Genomic DNA, 21,086 nt, shown 5'->3' with positions numbered 1-21,086 from the left:
ATAATTAAGTATTGAATGTGAGGTTTTAATGGAAAATTTAGAATTAATTGATTATAAAAAAGATGATTTAAGTGAAATTTTATATAATTTAAAAAGTTATACTGAAAATAAAAAGGCTGTAATTTTAACTTATGGTTGTCAAATGAATTTTCATGATTCCGAAAAAATATCATGGCTTTTAGAACAAATGGATTTTAAAATTATTGAAGATATAAATGAGGCTGATTTAATAATTTTAAATACTTGCTCCATAAGAAAATCTGCGGAAGATAAAGTTTATGGAAAATTAGGGGAGCTTAAGCATTTAAAAAAACTTAAAAATAGTTTAAAAGTTTGCGTTTGCGGTTGCATGATGCAAAGACAAGAAAGCAGAGATATTGTAAAAGAAAAATTTGAAAATGTAGATATAATTTTTGGAACAAATAATATTTACAAATTTCCCCAATTACTTTTAAAGGTTTATAAGGATAATGAAAAAGTTATAGATATTGAAGAAAACTATACAAATGATGATAATAATTTAGGCGCCAACAGACTTTATAATTTTAAGAGTTTTGTAAATATAATGTATGGTTGCAACAACTTCTGCACCTATTGTATAGTGCCTTACACAAGAGGACGTGAAAAAAGCAGAAGACCAAAGGAAATTTTAAATGAAATAAGAGATTTGGCAGCTCATGGAACAAAAGAAGTAACTCTTTTAGGTCAAAATGTTAATTCTTACGGAAAAAATTTAGACGAAAAATATACTTTTACAGACCTTCTTAAAATGATAAATGAAGTGGACGGCATTGAAAGAATAAGATTTATGACTTCTCATCCAAAAGATTTTTCAGATGAGTTAATATATGCTTTTAGAGATCTTGATAAGCTTTCAAACTTTTTACATTTACCTGTTCAGGCTGGATCAAGTAAAATTTTGAAACTTATGAATAGACATTATACAAAAGAGCAATATTTAGAAAAAATCTATAAAATAAAAGAAATTGTTCCTGATATAGCATTATCAACTGATATTATGGTTGGCTTTCCTGGTGAAACAGAAGAAGATTTTCTTGAAACTATAGATTTATGCAAGAAAGTTGAATATGATTCATCTTTTACTTTTATATATTCCATGAGAGAAGGGACAATAGCAGCAAATAAAGAGCAAATTGATGAAGCTATAAAACATCAAAGATTTAACAGACTTCTTGATCTTTTATATCCTATTCAATTAAGAAAGAACAAGGCTGAAATAGGAAAGGTAAAGAAAGTTTTAGTTGAAGATGTAAGTAAAACAAATAAAGAGGCCTTAAGCGGAAGAACGGAAGAATTTAAACTTGTAAACTTTAAGGGAAGTGGAGATTTAATAGGAAAAATAATTCCTTTAAAGATTACGGATGCAAACACATTTTCATTAACAGGTGAGATAATTTGAAAACAGAAAAACTTACTCCCATGATGCAACAATATGTTGCAACAAAAGAAAAATATAAAGAGGCTCTACTTTTTTATAGGCTTGGAGATTTTTACGAAATGTTTTTTGACGATGCACTTATTGCATCTAAAGAACTGGATCTTGCTTTAACAGGTAGAGGGGGAGGGCTTGATGAAAAAATTCCCATGTGTGGAATTCCCCATCATGTTGTAAATCAATACATTTCAAAATTAATTGCAAAAGGTTATAAGGTTGCTGTTTGTGATCAAATGGAAGATCCAAAACTTGCAAAAGGTATAGTTAAAAGACAGGTAACTCGTGTTATAACTCCTGGGACTTTTACTGATGAAGAATACTTAAAAAATGATGAAAATAATTATTTATTAAGTATTTATATAAAAAATTTGTCCATATATATTTCATATGTAGATTATTCTACAGGAGAGCTTAGTGTAACAGATAAAGTTTTTTTGAACAAAAAGGAACTTTTGAAATTTGCAGAACTTGAATTTGAAAAATTAAATCCAGAAGAAGTAATAGTAAATGAAAATGAAGATTTAAACTTTATTAAATATAGGCTGGTAAATTATTATTCAGAAGATAAAATAAGAGAAATTAATTTAAATAAAATAAAAGACAATTTAAATGAAAATCTTAAAAAAGATTTAAAAAAGAATGATCTTTTTGAAAATAAATCTATTTTAATGTTGTTTGACTATCTCATTAATATGAGCATGAGAAAGTTAAACCATATTAACTCAATTCAACTATTTAAGGCTTACGATTATTTAATTTTAGATGAAAGTTCTCTTAGAAATTTAGAAGTTATTAAGGGATTAAATACAAATAGTAAAAAGGGATCACTTTTAGAAGCTTTAGATTATACAAACACTTCAATGGGAGCAAGACTTTTGAAAAAGTGGGTAAGCGAACCCCTTATTAGTAGAGAAAAAATTATTAAAAGGCAAGATTTTATTGACGCCTTTATAAATGATTTTATTTTTATGGATAAAACCAAAGAAATTTTAAAATCTTTAATTGATATTGAAAGGCTTTGCGGAAAAATTTCTTTAAAAAATGTAAATCCCAGAAATTTTATATCTTTAAAAGAATCTTTAATAAAGAGCAAAGAATTAAAAGTCTTATTTGAAAATTCCGGTGAAAAAATTTTTAATGATCTTGCAAAATTCATTGATCCTATTGATGAATTAATAGAAAAAATAGAGAACATAATTGTAGATGAAGCACCTTTAAAATTTGAAGAAACTAAATTTATAAAAGATGGATACAATGAAGAATTAGATAAATTATTTAAACTTTCAAATAATGGGAGACAATTTTTATTAGATCTTGAAGAAAAAGAAAAAGCAAGAACTGGAATCAGTAAGTTAAGGGTCAAGTATAATAAAATTTTAGGATACTTTATAGAAGTTACTAAGTCCTATATAGATAATGTGCCTGACTATTATATAAGAAAACAAACTTTAGTAGGTTCTGAAAGATATTTTACAGTTGAGCTTAAAGAAATGGAGTCAAAAATTTTATCAGCCCATGATGATGCACTAAGTCTTCAAGCTAAAATTTTTGATGAATTAAAAAATTTTACTATTGGAAAAATATTTGAACTACAGAACCTTTCTCTTGTTATTGCCATGGTGGATTCTTTATATTCTTTGGCAAAAAGTGCCGTAGAAAATAAATATAAAAGACCTAAGATAAATGAAGTTGGAAAAATAGAAATTAAAGGCGGAAGACATCCAATTGTAGAATACAACAACAGGTCTGATGTTTTCATTGAAAACGATACTTTACTTGATCAAGAAAATAATATGCTTCATATTATAACAGGCCCTAATATGGCTGGAAAATCAACCTATATGAGACAAGTTGCCTTAATTGTAATAATGGCACAAATAGGTTCTTTTGTTCCCTGCGAATTTGCAGAGATTTCCATTGTAGATAGAATTTGGACAAGAATAGGAGCAAGTGATAATTTAGCAAAAGGTGACTCAACTTTTATGGTTGAAATGAAAGAAGTTGCAAACATTGTTAATTATGCAAGTTCAAAATCTTTAGTAATTCTTGATGAAGTAGGAAGAGGAACATCAACTTATGACGGTCTATCCATAGCTTGGGCATTAATAGAATTTATTGTAAATAATATAGGTGCAAAAACTCTATTTGCAACTCATTACCATGAGCTTTCAAAACTTGAAAAACAATATAAAGAAATTTCCAATTTAACCATGGAAGTTGAAAAAGAAAAGGACAATATTATCTTTTTAAGAAAAGTAATACCAGGTTGGACGGATAATTCTTATGGGATTGATGTTGCAAGACTTGCTGGAATAGACGAGGAAATTTTAAATAGAGCTCAAGAAATTTTAAAGGTAATAACTCAAAAAGAAAATGATAAATTTAATGTAAACATAAAAAAACATCAAAAAGCAGTAAGCCAAAAGTCAATTTTTGACATTAGAAAAGATTCTTTTTTAGAAAAATTACAAAATATTAATCCTGATGATTTTTCACCTAAAGAAGCGATTAACTTGTTATATGAAATTGTAAAAGACTCAAAGGAATTAAAATGATAAATATATTAGATGAAAAAACCATATCAAAAATTGCAGCAGGAGAGATAATAGAGAATCCGGCTTCAATTGTAAAAGAATTAATTGAAAATTCCATAGATGCAGAAGCAAAGAATATATTTATAGAATTAAAAAAAGAAGCCACAGACTATATAAGAATTTCTGATGATGGTCTGGGAATGAATAAAAGTGATTTGAATCTTGCTTTTTTAAGACATACAACTTCAAAATTAAAAACAGCAGAGGACTTAAATAAGATTCATTCTTTAGGTTTTAGAGGAGAAGCCCTTGCAAGTATTGCCCATATTGCAAAAGTGGAAGCCATAAGTAAAAGCGAAAATGATAAAGTTGGTAGTGGAATTGTTCTAAATAATGGAGAAATTATAAAAAATTATAATGTTGGAGTTTCAAGGGGAACTACAATTTTTGTAAAAGATATTTTTTATAATACACCGGTAAGGAAAAAATACTTAAAAGAAAATAAAATAGAATTAAGTTACATTTATGAAGTTGTAAGTAAAATTGCTCTTTCAAAGCCAGAGATAGCTTTTAAACTTGTAAGTGACAATAAAGTTATTTTAAATACAAATGCTACTGATAATTATAAAAATCATATTTTTTCTATTTTAGGACGAGATATAGCGGAAAATTTAATAAAAATTGATTATGAAAGTGAAAAATATAAAATATCAGGTTTTATATCAAATAATAAACTTTATAGATCTTCAAGAAACAATGAATATGTCTTTATGAATGGGAGATATATAAAAAATTTAGAAATAGCACGAAGCGTTGAAAAAAATTATAAATCTCTCATACCCTTAAATAGATTTCCTGTTTTTATTTTATACATTGAAATTCCACCGGATATGGTTGATGTAAATATACATCCTAAAAAACACGAAATAAAATTATCTAAGGAAAATCATTTAACAACAATTTTATCTGAGATAGTTGAGGATAAACTTTTTAGCAACAGATCTGTAATTTCAGTTGATTATACAAATGAGAAGACAGAGGAAGAAAAAACTATTTTTGATCTTAATATAAACGACGAGGAAGACTCTGATTTAGAAATCGAAAAGTTTGAAAAAAAAGAGGAAAATCAAGAAAATACACCAAGAGAAAATGAAATTCATGAAATAAATATTTTTGTGGAAGACTTTAATAAAAATTTTAAAGTTGAAGATGAAAAAGAAGAATATTTTACAGATGATGAAGAAGATAAAAAAAGTGAAGATCTAAATGAAAAGTTATATAAGCAAAATGATTTAACTTATAAACTTCTAAAATCTGATTTTGTCGGGGTTTTATTTAATACTTTTATAATTATGGAGTCTTTAAACTCTGATAAATTCTTTTTAATAGACCAGCATGCTGCTCATGAAAGAATAAATTATGAAAAATTTAAGAATCAATATGAAAAATCAGAAGTGATCACTCAGTTACTTTTAAAACCCATAATTATAAACATAGATGAAAGTGAAAGAAGAGTTTTTATAAATAGTAAAGAAACTTTAAATAAATTAGGTTTTGAAATGGAAGAATTTGGAGAAAACAGTCTTATTTTAAGAGAGATACCTGTTCTTTTTAAAGAGCCTGAAGGAGAAAACTTTATTCATGATCTTTTAAGAGATCCTCATGATAATTTATACAAAGTGGACCCCTATAGAATAATGAGAAAAGCCTGCAAGGCATCAATAAAGGCAGGAGATAAAATAAGCTCCCTAGAAGTTGATGGTTTAATTAAAAGTTTAATTAAGTGTCAAACTCCATATACTTGTCCTCACGGAAGACCAACTGTAATAGAAATTACTAAAAGTAGAATAGAAAGATTATTTTTAAGAGAATGAAAGAAAACTTACTTGTCATAACAGGGCCTACAGGAATAGGAAAGACTGACTTATCAATAAAAATTGCAAAGAAATATAAGGGACAAATAATTTCCGCTGATTCTATGCAAATTTATAAAAAAATGGATATAGGAACAGGAAAAATTAAAAAAGATGAAATGGAAGGAATAGATCATTATTTAATAGATTTTGTAAATCCAGATGAAGATTTTTCCGTAGATGATTTTAAAAAACTTGCAAAGGAAAAAATTTCTTATATAAATAATAAAAATAAATTGCCAATTATTGTTGGAGGTACAGGACTTTATATTAATTCCATTGTCTATGATTTTTCTATGCAAAAAACAGAAAAAAATGAAGATTTCAGAAAAAATCTTGAGTATAGAATAAAAAATGAAGGTTTGGAAAAAATTTATAAGGAGCTTTATTGTAAAGATAAGGGTGCTGCATTAAAAATACATCCAAATAACAAACAGAGAATTATAAGAGCTCTTGAAATTTTTGAGTTTCAGGGTAAAAAAGAAACTGAAAATTTTAGAAAGAAAAATGATTCTTACAATTTATTTATGATAGGCCTTAATACGGACAGAGAAATTTTATATGAAAGAATAAATAAAAGAGTGGATAAGATGTTTGAAATGGGCTTCATAGATGAAGTAAGGGAACTTTTAAAAGAAGGCTTTGATGAGAATTTAACTTCAATGAAAGCAATAGGCTATAGGGAAGTTATAGATTTTCTAAAGGGTAATATAAGTTTGGACGAAGCAAAAGAAAAAATGAAGCAATTTTCAAGAAATTATGCAAAAAGGCAGCTTACATGGTTTAGAAGAGATGAAAGAATATTTTGGTTTGATCCTTTTAAAGATAAAGAAGAAAGGTTATTTGAAAAAATAGATGAAAAATTTTTATGATTTAATGGAAAAAGAGTTTGAAGTAAATAGAGAAGTTTTAGAATTAGTAGACTCTGTTGAATCAAAACTAAATGATAGATTTGAAGAAAGAAAAGAGATAGCACTTTATAATCAGCTTAAAATTTTAAAAGCTATGCAAAAAAATAAGCTTACTGCTACTGATTTTAATTGGACAACTGGATATGGCTATGGAGATATAGGTAGAGAAAAAGTTGAAAGCATTTATGCAGATGTTTTTAAAACTGAAGATGCCTTAGTAAGACCAAATATTGTTTCTGGGACTCATGCCATAAGCCTTGCACTTTTTTCAATTTTAAAAAATAAAGATCATTTATTATATATAAGCGGCAAACCCTACGACACTCTTTTAAAAGTAATAGGATATAGTGGAAATGAAGCTCTTTCCATGAAAGAAATGGGAATTGATTTTTCTTATTGCGAGCTTAAAGAAAATAAAATTTGTCGGGAAAACATAGAAAAAGCAATTAGAAAAAATACAAAAGTAGTTGCAATTCAAAGATCAACAGGATATTCCGACAGAAGGGCTTTAACAATTGAAGAAATTGAAGAGGGAATTAAAATTGTAAAGGAGTTACTTCCAGATGCAATTATTTTTGTAGATAATTGTTATGGGGAGTTCACTGAGTTTAAAGAACCAAGTGAAGTGGGAGCTGATATTATGGCAGGCTCTTTAATAAAAAACCCTGGTGGGGGTCTTGCTTATAGTGGAGGTTATATTGTTGGAAAAAGTGAGTTTATAAATAAATGCGCCAATAGACTTACTGCACCTGGAATAGGAAAGGAATGTGGACTTACTTTCGGAATGACAAGGCAAATTTTACAAGGTTTGTTTATTGCACCGAAAGTTGTTGAAGATGCAATAAAAGGCTCAATTTTACTTGCAGCTATATTTGAAAAATTTTCCTACAGATGCATTCCGACTTCATCAGATAAAAGAAGCGATATTATTGAAGCAATAGAATTAAAGACAAAAGAAAAAGTTGAAGAATTTTGCAAAGCCATTCAGGAAACAAGTCCAGTAGATTCGCAGTTCACTCCTATGCCTTGGGATATGCCTGGATATGAAGAACAAGTTATAATGGCGGCAGGAGATTTTATCGAAGGTTCATCCATTGAACTTTCGGCAGATGGACCTATGAGAGAACCTTATTTTGTATATTTTCAAGGTGGCTTAACGTATGAACACATAAAAATAGCCATTATAAATGTTGTAAATAAATTAAAGGAGAAAAAACTATTATGAATTTTGAAGAATTAGTAAATAAAAGATTTAGTTGTAGAAATTTTTCCGACAAACAAGTAGAAAAAGAAAAAGTAGAAAAAATAATTGAGCTTTCAAATCTTGCCCCATCAGCTTGTAATTCACAGCCCTATAAAATATATGTAACAAGAAAAGAAACTGCAAAAAAAATAAGTCAAGCAAGAAGCTTAAATATGAACGGATTTATAGAAAAAGCGGATACTATTTTTGTAATTGAAGAAGAAGGATATAATTTAACTGCAAAAGTTGGGTCGAAATTAAAAGATCAAGATTATAGAAGTGTTGATATTGGGATTTTGTCTTCTTATATAACTTTAGCAGCACAGGAATTAGGACTTGCAACTTGTATAATAGGTATGTTTGATGAAGAAAAAATAAAAAATATTTTAGGAGCAAAAGGCAGAATAAGATTACTTATAGCTATGGGTTATTCAAATACTTTAAAAGCTCCGGATAAAAAAAGAAAAGATATAGAGAAAGCGTGGAAAGAACTTGATTAACATAGTAGGTCTCGGCGCAGGCTCTTCAGAGGAGCTTACTTTGCAGGCAATAAAAATTATGAAAAATGGTCTGAAAAATTTTTTGCGTACAGATAAAGTAGAAGCCGTTCAATATTTTAAAGAAAATAAAATAGATTTTGAAAGTTTTGATAAATTTTATGAAGAAGAAAATTCTTTTGATGAAGTTTATTTAAAAATAGTAAAAAAATTAATAGATGAAAAAGATTGTAATTATTTTGTGCCAGGTCATCCCCTTGTTGCTGAAAAAACAGTAAAACTTTTAATAGAAAGTGGTATAGAAATAAACTTAGTATCGGGAATATCTTTTATAGAACCTGTTTTAAACATAGTTAAAAGAGATATCTCAAAGGGTTTTATTTTGCTTGATGCCCTTGATATGACAGACCTTGATATTAATAAGAAAATGGATATAATAATCACTCAAGTTTACAATAAGAGAATCTTATCTGAAATGAAACTCATACTTTCAGACATCTATGGAGATGAGTATAAAGTATATTTAATTACAGATGCAGGCCTTGAGTCGGAAATTTTTGAACATACACCTATTTATCTTCTTGACAGAAAAGAAGTAAACCATCGTTCTTGTATTTTTATTCCAAAAACTTATGATTTTACAATTAATGATTTAGACAAGAGATTAGCAAATATAGAAGTTAATGAAAATTTAGATGAAGTTTCTCAAGAATTTTTATCTGTATTTACAAAAATAAGGTCAGGAATTAGAAAAGGTTATTGGACTTTTGATGAAATTTTAAAAAACATTGATAAAATGCCTAAATTAACGTGATTTATTAAAAAAACTATGGTAAATATAGTTAACATATTGTATAATTAAATTAATCAGGTGCATGGCATCTATAGTGTTTAAGCACTTTAATTAATATTAGGAGGATAATTATGAACAAATCAGAATTAGTTGCAAGTATTGCTGAAAAGAGCAATTTAACTAAAAAAGACGCTGAAATGGCTTTGAACGGATTTTTAAACTCAGTAGAAGAAGCTTTAGCAAAGGGAGAAAAAGTTCAACTTGTTGGATTCGGAACTTTTGAAGTTAGAGAAAGAAAAGCAAGAGAAGGAAGAAATCCTAGAAACCCAGAAGAAGTAATTAAAATTCCAGCATCTAAAGCACCAGTATTTAGAGCAGGTAAAGCACTAAAAGAATCAGTTAACAAATAATTTAAAGGATTTTAAATGCTGTATCTATGATACAGCTTTTTACTTGTATAAATAAAAAAAATGTGATAAAATCACATAATTGAGATTGTAAAGGAGGATAATGATGAAACAAGGAATACACCCGGAATATAAAGAAGCTACAGTTACTTGCGCTTGTGGAAATACTTTTAAAACAGGTTCAGTAAAAGATACATTAAAAGTTGAAGTTTGCTCAGAATGTCATCCTTTCTACACAGGAAGACAAAAGTTCAGCGATCACGGTGGACGTATTGAAAAATTCAACAAAAAATTCGGAAGAAAGTAATGTTTTGGGAGGTTGTAAACAACTTCCCATTTTATTTTATAAAAATTAAAAATATGGAAAAAATATACAATAAAAACTCATTTAAAACCACAATAGGTGGTCAAGCCTTAATCGAAGGTGTAATGATGAAAGGGCCGTCAAAAACAGCCATGGTTGTTAGAAAACCGGACGGACAAATTCAAATAAAAACTGAAAATAATAGAGATTTATCTAAAAAATATAAAATATTAAAATTACCTATTATAAGAGGGGCATATAGATTAATAGATGCCATGGTAATAGGAGTAAGGGCATTAAATTATTCAGCTTCATTTTATGATGAAGAGGAAAATAAAAAATCAAATAAATTGCAAGAAGTAGGATCAGTAATTTTTTCATTAGTAATTGCAATTTTATTTTTTATGATTTTACCATCTACATTAGCTGGATTTTTTAAAAAATTTATTAATAACTCAGTTATATTAAATTTAATTGAGGGGCTTATAAGGCTTATAATATTTTTTACTTACTTATTTTTTATTTCTAAACTTGAAGATATAAAAAGAGTATTTATGTATCACGGGAGCGAGCACAGAACAATCCATTGCTATGAAGCGAAAAAAGAATTAACTGTGGAAAATGTTCAATCTTTTCCAATAGTTCACCCAAGGTGCGGAACAAGCTTCTTATTTATGGTAATGATAATTTCTATTTTGGTATTATCATTTTTCGGTTGGCCAAATCTAATTTTAAGATTTTTTACCAGAATTTTAGCATTTCCCCTTATAGCAGGTATATCCTATGAAATCAATCGTTTTATAGGAAAATCTGATTCAAGAATTGCAAAAGTTCTATCAATTCCAGGTTTAGCAATACAAAAATACTTTACAGTAAAAGAGCCAACAGATGATATGGTTGAAGTTGCAATTTCATCTTTAAAAGAGGTTTTGCCTAAAGAGGGAGAAAGCGATTTATGGAAATAAATGAAGCTTTAGAATACGCTGTAAAGAGACTAAAAGCAATAAGCTATACAAACCCATACAATGAAAGTAAAACTATCTTAGAAGAGCTTTTAAAAGTTAACAGGGCCTATTTAATAGGTCATGGGGACCAAGAAATTCATAAGGATATATTTGAAAAATTAAAGTCAATTGTTGATAGAAGATTAAAGGGAGAGCCCTTGCAATATATTTTAGGCTTTGCAGATTTTTATGATGATAGATTTTATGTGAATCCATCAGTTTTAATTCCAAGATTTGATACAGAAACAAGCGTTGAAATTATAAAAACATATTTAAAAGATAAAAAAACTTTTTTGGAAATTGGAGTTGGAAGTGGAGCTGTAATTTTAAGCCTCGCGAAAATCTATAGGGAAAAAAATTTTACTGGAGTTGATATTTCTGAAAAAGCTATAGAAGTTGCAAATAAAAACAAAGAAAATTTAAAAATAAAAAATGCAGATATTTTTAAAAGTGATTTATTTTCTAATGTAAATGGAAAATTTGATATAATTTATTCAAATCCTCCATATATAAAGACAAGTGACATATTAAATTTACAAAAGGAAGTAAAAGATTATGAACCTAAACTTGCTCTTGATGGAGGAGAAGACGGTTTAAAATTTTATAAAAAAATTATAAAAGAGTATAAAAACTATATTAATCCAAAGGGTTTTCTTATTTTTGAAATAGGTTATGATCAGGGAGAAGATATAAAAAAACTTGCAGATGCAAAAATATTTAAAGATTTAAGCGGTAAAGATAGAGTCGCAGTTATTGAGGTGAGTTAATGTTTGAAAATTTAGAAGTGTTTCAAGAAAAATATAAGGAACTGGAAAAACAACTTATTGATGTTAATGTTATAAACAATTCAGAATTATTCCAAAAAGTATCTATAGAGTATGCCAATTTAGGACCTATAGTTGAGAAATATAAAGAATATAAAAGCACAAAAGAAAATATAGAAGACTTAAAGAAAATGCTTCAAGAAAAACTTGACGATGAAATGAAAGAACTCGTTAAAGAAGAATTAAAAGAAGATGAAGATAAAGTCTCAGAAATAGAAGAAGAATTGAAAATACTTTTAGTGCCAAAAGATCCTAATGACAACAGAAATGTTATAGTTGAAATAAGAGCAGGCGTCGGCGGAGATGAAGCTGCACTTTTTGCCGGAGTTTTATTTAGACAATACACAAGATATGCAGAAAGAAACGGCTGGAAAGTAGATGTAATGTCCACAAATGAAATAGGAATTGGTGGTTATAAAGAAGTTGTATTTATGATTGAAGGTAAAGGAGCCTATTCAAAACTAAAATTTGAATCAGGAGTTCATAGAGTTCAAAGAGTACCTGAAACCGAAAGCGGAGGAAGAATTCATACATCAACAGCAACAGTAGCAGTCCTACCAGAAGCAGAAGATGTAGAAGTGGAAATAAATCCGCAGGACATTCAAATCGACGTTTTCAGAGCTTCAGGAAATGGTGGACAATGTGTAAACACCACAGACTCAGCAGTAAGGCTTACCCATATTCCAACAGGCATAGTTATTTCAATGCAAGATGAGAAAAGTCAACTTAGAAACAAAGAAAAAGCTATGAAAATATTAAAAACAAAACTCTATGACATGAAAATACAAGAGCAAAATAAAGAATTATCAGCAGAAAAGAAAAACCAGATAGGAACAGGAGATAGGTCTGAAAGAATAAGGACATACAATTATCCCCAAGGAAGAGTAACAGACCATAGAATAGGGCTTACAAGTCATAAAATAGATGCAATAAATGACGGAGAACTTGATGAATTAATAGATGCACTTACTCAATATTCACAAGCAAAAAAAATTGAAAATATGGATAAAGAATTAAATTAAAAATTTAAATAATTTTTATAATAACGTGGTTAATTAATAATCACGTTATTTTCATTTAAATTGCTTAATTTTAGTACATTTTGTATAATAATATTAGTGGTTAATTAATATAATGAAATTTGGGAGGAAAAAATAATGAATCAAATGACAAGTGAAAATTTAAGATCTGCATTCGGTGGAGAAAGCCAAGCTCACATGAGATATGGAATTTGGGGAGAAAAAGCAGAAAAAGACGGTTTTAAAAATGTAAAAAGACTTTTTGATGCAACAAGTGAAGCAGAAAGAGTTCATGCAAAATTACACTTCAATGCCCTTAAAGATGTAAAGGGAGACTTTACAGTTGTATCAGGTGCAGGATTTGGAATTGGAGAAACTTCAGAAAATTTACAAGGTGCTGCAAATGGAGAAAGATTTGAATTTACACAAATGTATCCAGCATATATAGCAGTAGCTGAAATGCAAGGAGAAAAAGAAGCAGTAAAAGCAATGAGATTTGCAATAGAAGCTGAAAAAGTTCATGAAGTAAGATTTTTAAAAGCAAAAGAAGACGTTGACAATGGAAAAGATCTTCAAGCTGATAAAATTTTCCTTTGCCCAATTTGTGGATATATAACATTCGATGCAAGTGAAGAAACTTGCCCAATTTGCGGAACAAAATCTTCAAAATTCGTTGAATATTAATAAAAAATTAATTAAAAGCCCTTAGGGGCTTTTTTTACATAAAATATAAAATAATAATAAATAATTTAGAAAAAAATATAATTTTCTTGACTTTAGTGTGCAAAACTGTTAATATAGTTACGCATAAATGGGTTAGGAGGTAAAAATGTACAATTCAAAAATTAAAAGCAAGCAAACGGATGGACTTTTTGAAGCCATTTTACAATTAAAAGATTTAGAAGAATGTTATAGATTTTTTGATGATATCTGTACCGTAAAAGAAATTCAAGCAATATCTCAAAGACTTGAAGTAGTAAAACTTTTAGTTGAAAATAAAACATATCATGAAATTGAAGATGAGACAGGAGCAAGCACAGCAACAATATCAAGAATTAACAGATCACTTAATTACGGAAGTGACGGATATAAATTAGTTTTAGAAAGATTAGGAATAGATTTTTCAAAGAAAAAACCAAATTAGAAATAGCAGGGCACAAGCTCTGTTATTTTGTAAAAATTCTAAAAAGAAAAAATTAATTTACATAATAAAAATTAAATAAGAAAAAAATAGGAGCCTATTTAGGCTCTTATTTTACTATAATGGTTTTAAAGTCAGTGTATAATACAAGTCCTGGAATTTTGGCAGGATGCCTTTTTACAAATTTTTTTAAAGTGTAATCAACAGGGACGTTATTTGAAAATTTTTCTGAAGAAAATTTTTTTGCAAGTTGTGCAGCTTTTTCAATAGCGTTAACAGAATAATTTCTGCCGTCATATTTAATAAGGACATGAGATCCGGTGGAAGCTTGAACGTGAAACCAAAGACTGTCCCTTGTAGCAATTTTGAAAGTAAGTTCTTCATTTTGTCTGTTATTTTTTCCAACTAAAATTGTAAAACCGTCATCAGTTTTAAATTCCATAATTGATGATTTTTTAATTTTTTTATTAGCTTTTTTGTTTATATAACCAGTTTCTTTTAATTCTTCATGAATTTCTTTAAGTTCGGAAGAATTTTCGCATAAGCTTATATTTAAAAGGACGCTTTTTAAATATTCAATAGATGATTTCGTATTTTCAATTTGATCTTTTAAAAACATTTCTCTATTTTTAAGTTTTTGAAATTTTTTGTAATATTTTTGAGCGTTTAGTTGGGGATTTAACTTCTGATCAAGGGGAATTTTTATAAGTTTCATATTGTCATAAAAATTTTCAAGAGATATTTCCTTGATGTTGTTTTCAATTCTATAAAAATTTGAAGAAATTAAATCTCCATAAACTTTATAAATATCACGATTTTTAGCTTCTTCCATTTCAAAATTCAACTTTTCAAGTTTAGAAACTTGCCTATTTAAATTTTTTTCCACAAGTTTTTTTAATTCATTTTCCAGTTCATTTGAAATAGAATTTTCATATTTCTTATCTGAAAATTCTTCAATTAAATTTGAAATGCTATTAAAAGCAACCATTTCCTGCCCTTGATAGGATAAGGGTTCAAAAGCTGCATAATCAAAAAGTTTTTTATCAACGTAAATTTCTCTTGCCTTAAAGGGCTTTAAATTTTTATAAAAATTTATAAATGCATCATAAAAATTATCATCATAAGAAATTGCATTTTTTGGAGCATCTTCATCAACTTTTAAAATAAGGCAAAGTTCTCTTGCAATAAGAGGACTTATGCCAGTAAAATTATTCATAAAAAATTTTTTAAAAGCTTTTGAAGTTTCGTCCTTTTCAAATAAAATTTTAAAATCTTCTTTACTTATTGTGCGAGGATCAAGTTTTGTACTTATAGGATCTTCAGAATATATAAGTCCTGGAAGAATTTGTCTTACTCTTGAAAGGGAAAGGGGGATTCTTTTTATAGAATCAATTATTTTGTTATTTTCAGTCAAAATTATGTTTGAATATTTTCCCATAATTTCAACTATTAAAGTTTTTAAAACTTCATCTCCCAATTCATTTTTACTTAAAACATCCAAATAAAAAATTCTGTCAGTTTTAAATTGTCTTATATCTTTTACAAGTCCTCCTTGAAGATGTTTTCTCAAAACCATACAAAAGGTAGGAGCTTGCACAGGGTTTTCAAAGTTTTTTCCCGTTAAATTAATCCTCGGATTATTTGCAACGGAAATAAAAAGTTTAAATTTTTCTTTTCCCCTAAGGGCAATAAGAATTTCATTTTTATTTGGTTGGTAAATTTTTTCTATTTTTAAATTTAATATTTTTTCTCTTAATTCATCAACAAGAGCCATCATGACAATTCCATCAAATGCCATTTCATCACCTCATAAAAATTATAACAGAAATCGCTCTGATGTTATAATTAAGATAAAAATAAAGAAATTAATAAAAATGTAAGAAATATTAAACTTTAATTTTATATAATCTTGTTATTATAATTGTGGAGGTAAAAATGGATACTTATAAAATACTTGTAGCGGAAGATGAAAAAGAAATAAGAGATTTAATTGGAATTTATTTAAATAACGAAAAGTATAATGTAATTTTTGCATCAGATGGAAAAGAAGCTGTAAAAAAATATAAAGAAGAAAAACCGGACCTAATAATTATGGATTTAATGATGCCTGTAATGAATGGGGAAGAAGCTATAATTAAAATTAGGGAAGATTCTTATGTGCCGATTATTATTTTATCTGCAAAAAGTGAAGATTATGATAAGGTTATAGGTTTAAATATAGGTGCTGATGATTATATAACCAAGCCTTTTAACCCTTTAGAGCTAATGGCAAGGGTAAATGCAACTTTAAGAAGGTATAACAACTATAAGGACAATGAAAAAAAAGATGAGATTATAATAGGCAGTGTTCGATTAAATAAATCTGAAAAAACAATTTATTTGCAAAATAAAAAAATCGACTTAACTTTTCTTGAATATAAAATTTTGGAACTTTTAATGACAAATCCCAATAGAGTTTTCAGTATAGATGAAATATATGAAAGGATTTGGAATGAACCTGCCATAGATTCAAAGACAGTAACTGTTCACATTAGAAGAATAAGAGAGAAAATTGAAGTTGATCCTAAAAAGCCTGTTTATTTAAAAGTTCAATGGGGTCTGGGATATAAATTTGTAGATCCTTCAAGGAGTTGATATTTTGAAAAAATATTTTGAAAATCAAAAATATATGGTAAAATTTTTGCTTATTTGGACTTTCATAATTTTTTCTTTTATATTTATTTTTTCTCATAATAAAATTTATTCTATAAAAAATGATTTTGGAACAAGTATAAATTTTTATTTAAAAGATTTTTTAGGTGGTACTTTATATAAGAGAGAAGACAATAGAAGTTCGATTATAAAATTTGCCATAAGATCTTATAAAAAAATTAAACCTATAGACCAATCTTCCCTTTATGTAACGGCAACAGACGATAGAATCGTAGTAACTGACAGATATGATAATCTTGTATTTGAAGGTCCTCAAGGAAGTTATGACGAAGAAAAAGTAATTAAAGAATATAACGCAAAAGCAAACAAATTTTCTACAAGATATTTATCTAATATGGATACTTATGATCAAGAAGACCCACAGGATATTGAAAATTTAAATGAAGATTATGTTGTAAAGGGAGTTTGCAGGGACGGAGAGGTAAAGATAAAGGATAATTATGAAAAGTTAAAAGGAACTTTTGGAGAATTTGAACTTTCAAAAAATTATATGGGAGAAGATTTTGTTAAGGATTTTAAAAGAAATTTATATGACATTTATAAAAATATTAATAGCAAGGACATAAAATCCCTAAATTTTTATTATGCTGTAAATTATAAATCCAAGGAATTTTCAAACTTTATAAATACTTTAAATTCTTTAGCTTATACAGTCCCTATAACTAAAATATTTTTAAATATTTATGCTTTAGGTCTTATAATATTTGCCTTTTCTTTTAAAAACTCAAAACTGGAAGGAAAATTTAAAGAAATATTATTTAAAATTCCTTTGGAAATTTATATTTTATTCTTTTTACTTCTATTAGCCATTACTTTTAGAGTATCGTGGAAAGTTTTAGATAATGTTATTTTATACAATGAAAGTTTTATAAGAGTATTTAATAAAAATTTCAACATTTACTTATTATCAAAAGTGATTTTAAGTCTTTTATTATTTTTACTTGTATTTTTAATAAAAGATTTGTGGATAAATAGAACAAATTCAAAAGTTATAGAAAATTCTGCTGGCTTGCGTCTTATAAATGCTATTCAATCAGTATTCGGTTTGGGGAACTTAAACGGAATCAAGCTTATTATTATTTTTGTATTTTTATTTTTACTTGGTGTCTTTGCGGCGAGCGTATTTGGAATTGATTACTACAGAGAAATCTTAATAATTTGTTGGCTTATATTTTTAGTCTTTGTTTTTCTGTTCATTTATAAAAATTTAAAAGAGTTTAAAAATATTATTGCAAAGACTGAAAAAATGAAAGATGGAAACTTTGATGACAAAATTAAAAATGTAAGAGGCTTTGATAAGCTTTCAGACAATTTAAATAATATTAATTCTAACCTTCAAAATGCAGTTAATGATGCTATAAAAAGCGAAAAGTTAAAATCTGAGCTTATTACAAATGTTTCTCACGATTTAAAAACTCCGCTTACTTCTATAATTAATTATTCAGAACTTTTGAAAAACAATGATTTAAAAGAGGAAGATATAAAAAAATACTCTGAAATAATATTTGAAAAAAGTATAAGAATAAAAAATTTAATTGAAGATCTTTTTGAAATTTCAAAAATTTCTTCAGGAGTTATAGAAATAAAACCTGAGAGGATAGATTTAAAGGAAATGCTTTATCAAGTCCTTGGGGAATGGCAGGATAAATTTGATGAAAAACATTTAGAAATAAAGCTAAATTTATCTGATCAACCAACTATATTGTATTTAGATGCAAATAAAACTCAAAGAGTTCTTGATAATATTATGAGTAATATTTATAAGTATGCTCTAAAGGGGACGAGAGTTTACATTGATTTAATAAAAGATGTGAAATTGTATTTAATAATAAAAAATATTGCAAATTATGAGCTTAACATAGATAGTCAAAGCCTTTTTGAAAGATTTACAAGAGCAGATAGTGCAAGAAATTCAGAAGGCTCTGGTATAGGTTTATCTATAGCAAAATCTTTTGTCGAAGCCCAAGGAGGAAAATTTAATATTTCCATTGACGGAGATTTATTTAAACAAACTATAACTTTTTAATAATAAGAAAACTCGTCCAAAATAGGGCGAGTTTTTTCTTACCATAAATTATTTTTAATTATTAGTTAAATCTTTTGAATTATTATTATTATTTTGTTGCACGTTCTTATTTTGCTTATTATTGGAATTTATATTTTCCTTATTTTCAGAATTAGGTACAGTATTTTTATTTACTGACTTGCTTGTATCTACAATAGTTATTTCTCTATTTTTATCATTATATAAAACCTTCATTCCTATTGTTTCTGAAATAAATCTTATGGGAACATAAGTCCTATTTTCTTTTATAAGGGCAGGGGAATCAATTTTTTCATTTTGTCCGTTAACACTTACAGATTCTGAATTAATAGGAATTAAAATATTTTTATCTGCAATTTTTACTTCAACAGTTTTATTTTCAGAATTCCAATTTACATCTCCCTTTAAAGCTTCAACAATAAATCTTATAGGCACAAGAGTTCTTGAGTTTTTAACAAAAGGCTTTGCGTCCATTTTACCGGGAATATTATTTACAAAGTAATTTTGATCATTTATTTTCATTTTAATTGTAGATGCATCCTTAGAAAGTAAAATTGTTTGAAATTTTCTATTTCCGTTTTGAATATTTAAAGTAATATAAGGATTTATCATTTCATTAATTAAAATTTTTCCATTTCCAAAATCTGAAATTACTCCATCATCAGATGAAATAGTAAAAATTTGCGGATTTAAATCAAAGCTTTTATTACTATTGTCAATTCCTTTAAATTGCAAATCGACTTGTGAATTATTACCTACAATTTCCATACTTGGAATAACTTGCAAATCTTTTAAGTCGCTTAAATCTTTAATATTAACGGTTTTTAAACCGCTTATACCATCGGCACTGGTTATGGCTATATCTATAGGTCCAGGAATTGTTGCAAGGAAATATTCTCCATTCCAATTTGTTTCTTGACCGCTCATATCATAGACTGAATAGCCTATATTTTTTATATCCATGGGAATTAAATTTGTATCCCAAGCACTCTTTATTGAATACTTTGCAGATTGACCTATATATAAAGTATCAGGACCTGCAATTTTAAAACCTGCAAGAATTCCAGTTGCAGGGGCTGTAGTGTGAAGTCCAATTCCGTTTACAACTTTTCTTTCGGCATTATTTTTTTCAGGATTTATTATTCTTGTTCTTTGAGTATCCCCAAGTTTTTTTACAACCATTGCTGTAGAGCCTCCACCATCTAAATTAAAAGCTCTATAACAGCCGAGTTCTACAAATATTTTAGACATATCATTTAAAGTTAGTCCAGCTGAACGACTTGTCCTTCCTTCTGCACTTAATAAGAATAACTTGCTTCCATCTTTTGAAACTCCAGCAGCAGTTCTTGCACGTCTACCTCCAAGAACATTTATATCTTTTGTGTATTTTACAGGTTTATTATCATTAACTAAAAGGGCGTGGCCGCCTATTAAAAATTTCCAGTTTTTATTTGGAGAAATATTATTTTCAATTTGAATTTTATCTCCAATTTTTGTATTCTTGTCAAAAAATTCTTTGGCTTTTTTTGACACTTGAAGTATTGTTTTTCCTTGAGGAACAGCAAAAGGGAAATTTTTATCCACACTTATTTGTTCAATAGTTCCGTCAGCTCCAACTAAAATTTCCGAATTTTTTTTATCTCCACGAGACTTTGCAGCCCACATATCATTGTAAGCTTGAATTTTACTTTCGTGAGAATATTCTTTAGTTGTATCGTACCAATAATAACTTCTGTTTAAACCAGCAATGGGAAAAGTTTGTCCATTAGGTGCAGTTACTGATCCCGAGGATTTAATTTGAAGTATTTCTCCTTTATTGTTTTCGTCAATTCCAAGGCAATAAACTTCAGTTATTATACTTTGAGAAGAATATAAAACTCCATCTTCCATTGAAGGGCCTTCGGGCACTCCTTGAAGAGCCATGTTGAAGAAATCACCGTTAGTTGCAGCTAAAGCATTTGTAGAATCAGCCATATCTGAAACACTTGCTCTTTGTGTGTATTTTCCTTTTCCTGTCATTAAATCTATTTTAAAATAAGGATTATTTAAATCACAAACAAGAACTACAACTTTTGTAGACTTATTTTCATTAATTTTGTAAGTATACTCAGTTTTTGTGATTGCAGTAGATATATTTTCTGAATTGTTTTCACTTAAATTTGCAAAGACATTTATTGGCAAAAGTAATACAATTAAGAAAAATGTAATAATTTTTTTCATATAGAAACCTCCTTTTGTAATAATATAACAAGAGGGGTTAAGATTCAAGAAGTTGCAAGCTCAA

18 protein-coding genes are annotated in these 21,086 nt (G+C 27.7%); 16 read left to right on the top strand and 2 right to left on the bottom strand.

The features are described 5' to 3' along the window. Nucleotides 1-28 precede the first annotated feature (28 nt). The 14 genes from miaB (at nt 29) to J2S72_RS01190 (ending at nt 14,049) form a co-directional block, all read left to right on the top strand. Nucleotides 29-1,420 carry a tRNA (N6-isopentenyl adenosine(37)-C2)-methylthiotransferase MiaB gene (gene miaB / locus J2S72_RS01255; RefSeq protein ID WP_023056264.1) on the top strand — a complete coding sequence of 464 codons (1,392 nt, stop codon included), beginning with the start codon at nt 29-31 and terminating at the stop codon, nt 1,418-1,420. Beyond that, on the top strand, nt 1,417-4,011 hold the full coding sequence (mutS, locus tag J2S72_RS01250) for a DNA mismatch repair protein MutS (protein WP_023056246.1): 2,595 nt from the start codon (nt 1,417-1,419) through the stop codon (nt 4,009-4,011). The genes miaB and mutS overlap by 4 nt, the downstream gene beginning before the upstream one ends. Then, entirely contained in the window at nt 4,008-5,864 is a 1,857-nt protein-coding gene (gene mutL, locus J2S72_RS01245; RefSeq protein WP_023056243.1) for a DNA mismatch repair endonuclease MutL, read from the top strand. Before mutS ends, mutL begins: the two co-directional genes overlap by 4 nt. After that, nucleotides 5,861-6,775 carry a tRNA (adenosine(37)-N6)-dimethylallyltransferase MiaA gene (gene miaA / locus J2S72_RS01240; RefSeq protein ID WP_023056261.1) on the top strand — a complete coding sequence of 305 codons (915 nt, stop codon included), beginning with the start codon at nt 5,861-5,863 and terminating at the stop codon, nt 6,773-6,775. The genes mutL and miaA overlap by 4 nt, the downstream gene beginning before the upstream one ends. Beyond that, nucleotides 6,759-8,039, top strand: coding sequence for a methionine gamma-lyase family protein (locus tag J2S72_RS01235; protein ID WP_023056266.1), 1,281 nt, complete (start codon nt 6,759-6,761; stop codon nt 8,037-8,039). The genes miaA and J2S72_RS01235 overlap by 17 nt, the downstream gene beginning before the upstream one ends. Beyond that, nucleotides 8,036-8,557 (top strand): nitroreductase family protein, encoded by a 522-nt coding sequence (locus J2S72_RS01230; protein WP_023056280.1) that lies wholly within the window; start codon nt 8,036-8,038, stop codon nt 8,555-8,557. Before J2S72_RS01235 ends, J2S72_RS01230 begins: the two co-directional genes overlap by 4 nt. Next, nucleotides 8,550-9,368: an SAM-dependent methyltransferase gene (locus J2S72_RS01225; protein WP_023056219.1), complete on the top strand. Its 819-nt coding sequence runs from the start codon at nt 8,550-8,552 to the stop codon at nt 9,366-9,368. Before J2S72_RS01230 ends, J2S72_RS01225 begins: the two co-directional genes overlap by 8 nt. Before the next feature lie 110 nt (nt 9,369-9,478). Continuing rightward, nucleotides 9,479-9,757 (top strand): non-specific DNA-binding protein Hbs, encoded by a 279-nt coding sequence (gene hbs / locus J2S72_RS01220; RefSeq protein ID WP_023056250.1) that lies wholly within the window; start codon nt 9,479-9,481, stop codon nt 9,755-9,757. Nucleotides 9,758-9,860: 103 nt separating this feature from the next. Further along, nucleotides 9,861-10,061, top strand: a complete 201-nt coding sequence (rpmE, locus tag J2S72_RS01215) for a 50S ribosomal protein L31 (protein ID WP_023056242.1) — start codon at nt 9,861-9,863, stop codon at nt 10,059-10,061. After that, a complete protein-coding gene (locus J2S72_RS01210) occupies nt 10,061-11,023 on the top strand; it encodes a DUF1385 domain-containing protein (protein WP_023056275.1) in 963 nt (320 codons plus the stop codon). Before rpmE ends, J2S72_RS01210 begins: the two co-directional genes overlap by 1 nt. Continuing rightward, nucleotides 11,014-11,829: a peptide chain release factor N(5)-glutamine methyltransferase gene (gene prmC / locus J2S72_RS01205; RefSeq protein ID WP_023056254.1), complete on the top strand. Its 816-nt coding sequence runs from the start codon at nt 11,014-11,016 to the stop codon at nt 11,827-11,829. The genes J2S72_RS01210 and prmC overlap by 10 nt, the downstream gene beginning before the upstream one ends. Then, entirely contained in the window at nt 11,829-12,908 is a 1,080-nt protein-coding gene (gene prfA, locus J2S72_RS01200) for a peptide chain release factor 1 (RefSeq protein ID WP_023056263.1), read from the top strand. Before prmC ends, prfA begins: the two co-directional genes overlap by 1 nt. Before the next feature lie 135 nt (nt 12,909-13,043). Continuing rightward, nucleotides 13,044-13,589 (top strand): rubrerythrin family protein, encoded by a 546-nt coding sequence (locus J2S72_RS01195; RefSeq protein WP_023056273.1) that lies wholly within the window; start codon nt 13,044-13,046, stop codon nt 13,587-13,589. A gap of 145 nt (nt 13,590-13,734) precedes the next feature. Next, complete coding sequence (locus J2S72_RS01190) at nt 13,735-14,049, top strand: YerC/YecD family TrpR-related protein (protein WP_023056294.1); 315 nt, start codon at nt 13,735-13,737, stop codon at nt 14,047-14,049. Between the two features lie 106 nt (nt 14,050-14,155). On the opposite strand, the gene J2S72_RS01185 is transcribed toward J2S72_RS01190, so the two are convergent. Beyond that, a complete protein-coding gene (locus tag J2S72_RS01185) occupies nt 14,156-15,844 on the bottom strand; it encodes an Rqc2 family fibronectin-binding protein (RefSeq protein ID WP_307494846.1) in 1,689 nt (562 codons plus the stop codon). Between the two features lie 137 nt (nt 15,845-15,981). Between J2S72_RS01185 and J2S72_RS01180 the strand changes: the two genes are divergently transcribed. Both J2S72_RS01180 and J2S72_RS01175 read left to right on the top strand, forming a co-directional pair. Continuing rightward, nucleotides 15,982-16,680 carry a response regulator transcription factor gene (locus J2S72_RS01180; RefSeq protein ID WP_023056269.1) on the top strand — a complete coding sequence of 233 codons (699 nt, stop codon included), beginning with the start codon at nt 15,982-15,984 and terminating at the stop codon, nt 16,678-16,680. 4 nt (nt 16,681-16,684) lie between these two features. Further along, complete coding sequence (locus J2S72_RS01175; protein ID WP_023056249.1) at nt 16,685-18,784, top strand: sensor histidine kinase; 2,100 nt, start codon at nt 16,685-16,687, stop codon at nt 18,782-18,784. A 54-nt stretch (nt 18,785-18,838) separates the two neighbouring features. Here J2S72_RS01175 and J2S72_RS01170 read toward each other — a convergent pair whose 3' ends face one another. Beyond that, on the bottom strand, nt 18,839-21,022 hold the full coding sequence (locus tag J2S72_RS01170) for a stalk domain-containing protein (RefSeq protein WP_023056288.1): 2,184 nt from the start codon (nt 21,020-21,022) through the stop codon (nt 18,839-18,841). Between the last annotated feature and the right edge of the window lie 64 nt (nt 21,023-21,086).

It is taken from the genome of Peptoniphilus koenoeneniae (assembly GCF_030812875.1).
In the GTDB taxonomy this organism is placed as follows: domain Bacteria; phylum Bacillota; class Clostridia; order Tissierellales; family Peptoniphilaceae; genus Peptoniphilus_B; species Peptoniphilus_B koenoeneniae.
This window is presented reverse-complemented; position numbering and strand designations above follow the sequence as displayed.

What these genes read in the sequence shown, in the direction of transcription:
- J2S72_RS01185 (WP_307494846.1), bottom strand. Translation starts at nt 15,844, where the DNA reads ATGGCATTTGATGGAATTGTCATGATGGCTCTTGTTGATGAATTAAGA.
- miaA (WP_023056261.1), top strand. Translation starts at nt 5,861, where the DNA reads ATGAAAGAAAACTTACTTGTCATAACAGGGCCTACAGGAATAGGAAAG.
- prmC (WP_023056254.1), top strand. Translation starts at nt 11,014, where the DNA reads ATGGAAATAAATGAAGCTTTAGAATACGCTGTAAAGAGACTAAAAGCA.
- J2S72_RS01210 (WP_023056275.1), top strand. Translation starts at nt 10,061, where the DNA reads ATGTTTTGGGAGGTTGTAAACAACTTCCCATTTTATTTTATAAAAATT.
- mutL (WP_023056243.1), top strand. Translation starts at nt 4,008, where the DNA reads ATGATAAATATATTAGATGAAAAAACCATATCAAAAATTGCAGCAGGA.
- J2S72_RS01180 (WP_023056269.1), top strand. Translation starts at nt 15,982, where the DNA reads ATGGATACTTATAAAATACTTGTAGCGGAAGATGAAAAAGAAATAAGA.
- J2S72_RS01195 (WP_023056273.1), top strand. Translation starts at nt 13,044, where the DNA reads ATGAATCAAATGACAAGTGAAAATTTAAGATCTGCATTCGGTGGAGAA.
- J2S72_RS01170 (WP_023056288.1), bottom strand. Translation starts at nt 21,022, where the DNA reads ATGAAAAAAATTATTACATTTTTCTTAATTGTATTACTTTTGCCAATA.
- rpmE (WP_023056242.1), top strand. Translation starts at nt 9,861, where the DNA reads ATGAAACAAGGAATACACCCGGAATATAAAGAAGCTACAGTTACTTGC.
- prfA (WP_023056263.1), top strand. Translation starts at nt 11,829, where the DNA reads ATGTTTGAAAATTTAGAAGTGTTTCAAGAAAAATATAAGGAACTGGAA.
- J2S72_RS01235 (WP_023056266.1), top strand. Translation starts at nt 6,759, where the DNA reads ATGAAAAATTTTTATGATTTAATGGAAAAAGAGTTTGAAGTAAATAGA.
- miaB (WP_023056264.1), top strand. Translation starts at nt 29, where the DNA reads ATGGAAAATTTAGAATTAATTGATTATAAAAAAGATGATTTAAGTGAA.
- hbs (WP_023056250.1), top strand. Translation starts at nt 9,479, where the DNA reads ATGAACAAATCAGAATTAGTTGCAAGTATTGCTGAAAAGAGCAATTTA.
- J2S72_RS01190 (WP_023056294.1), top strand. Translation starts at nt 13,735, where the DNA reads ATGTACAATTCAAAAATTAAAAGCAAGCAAACGGATGGACTTTTTGAA.
- J2S72_RS01230 (WP_023056280.1), top strand. Translation starts at nt 8,036, where the DNA reads ATGAATTTTGAAGAATTAGTAAATAAAAGATTTAGTTGTAGAAATTTT.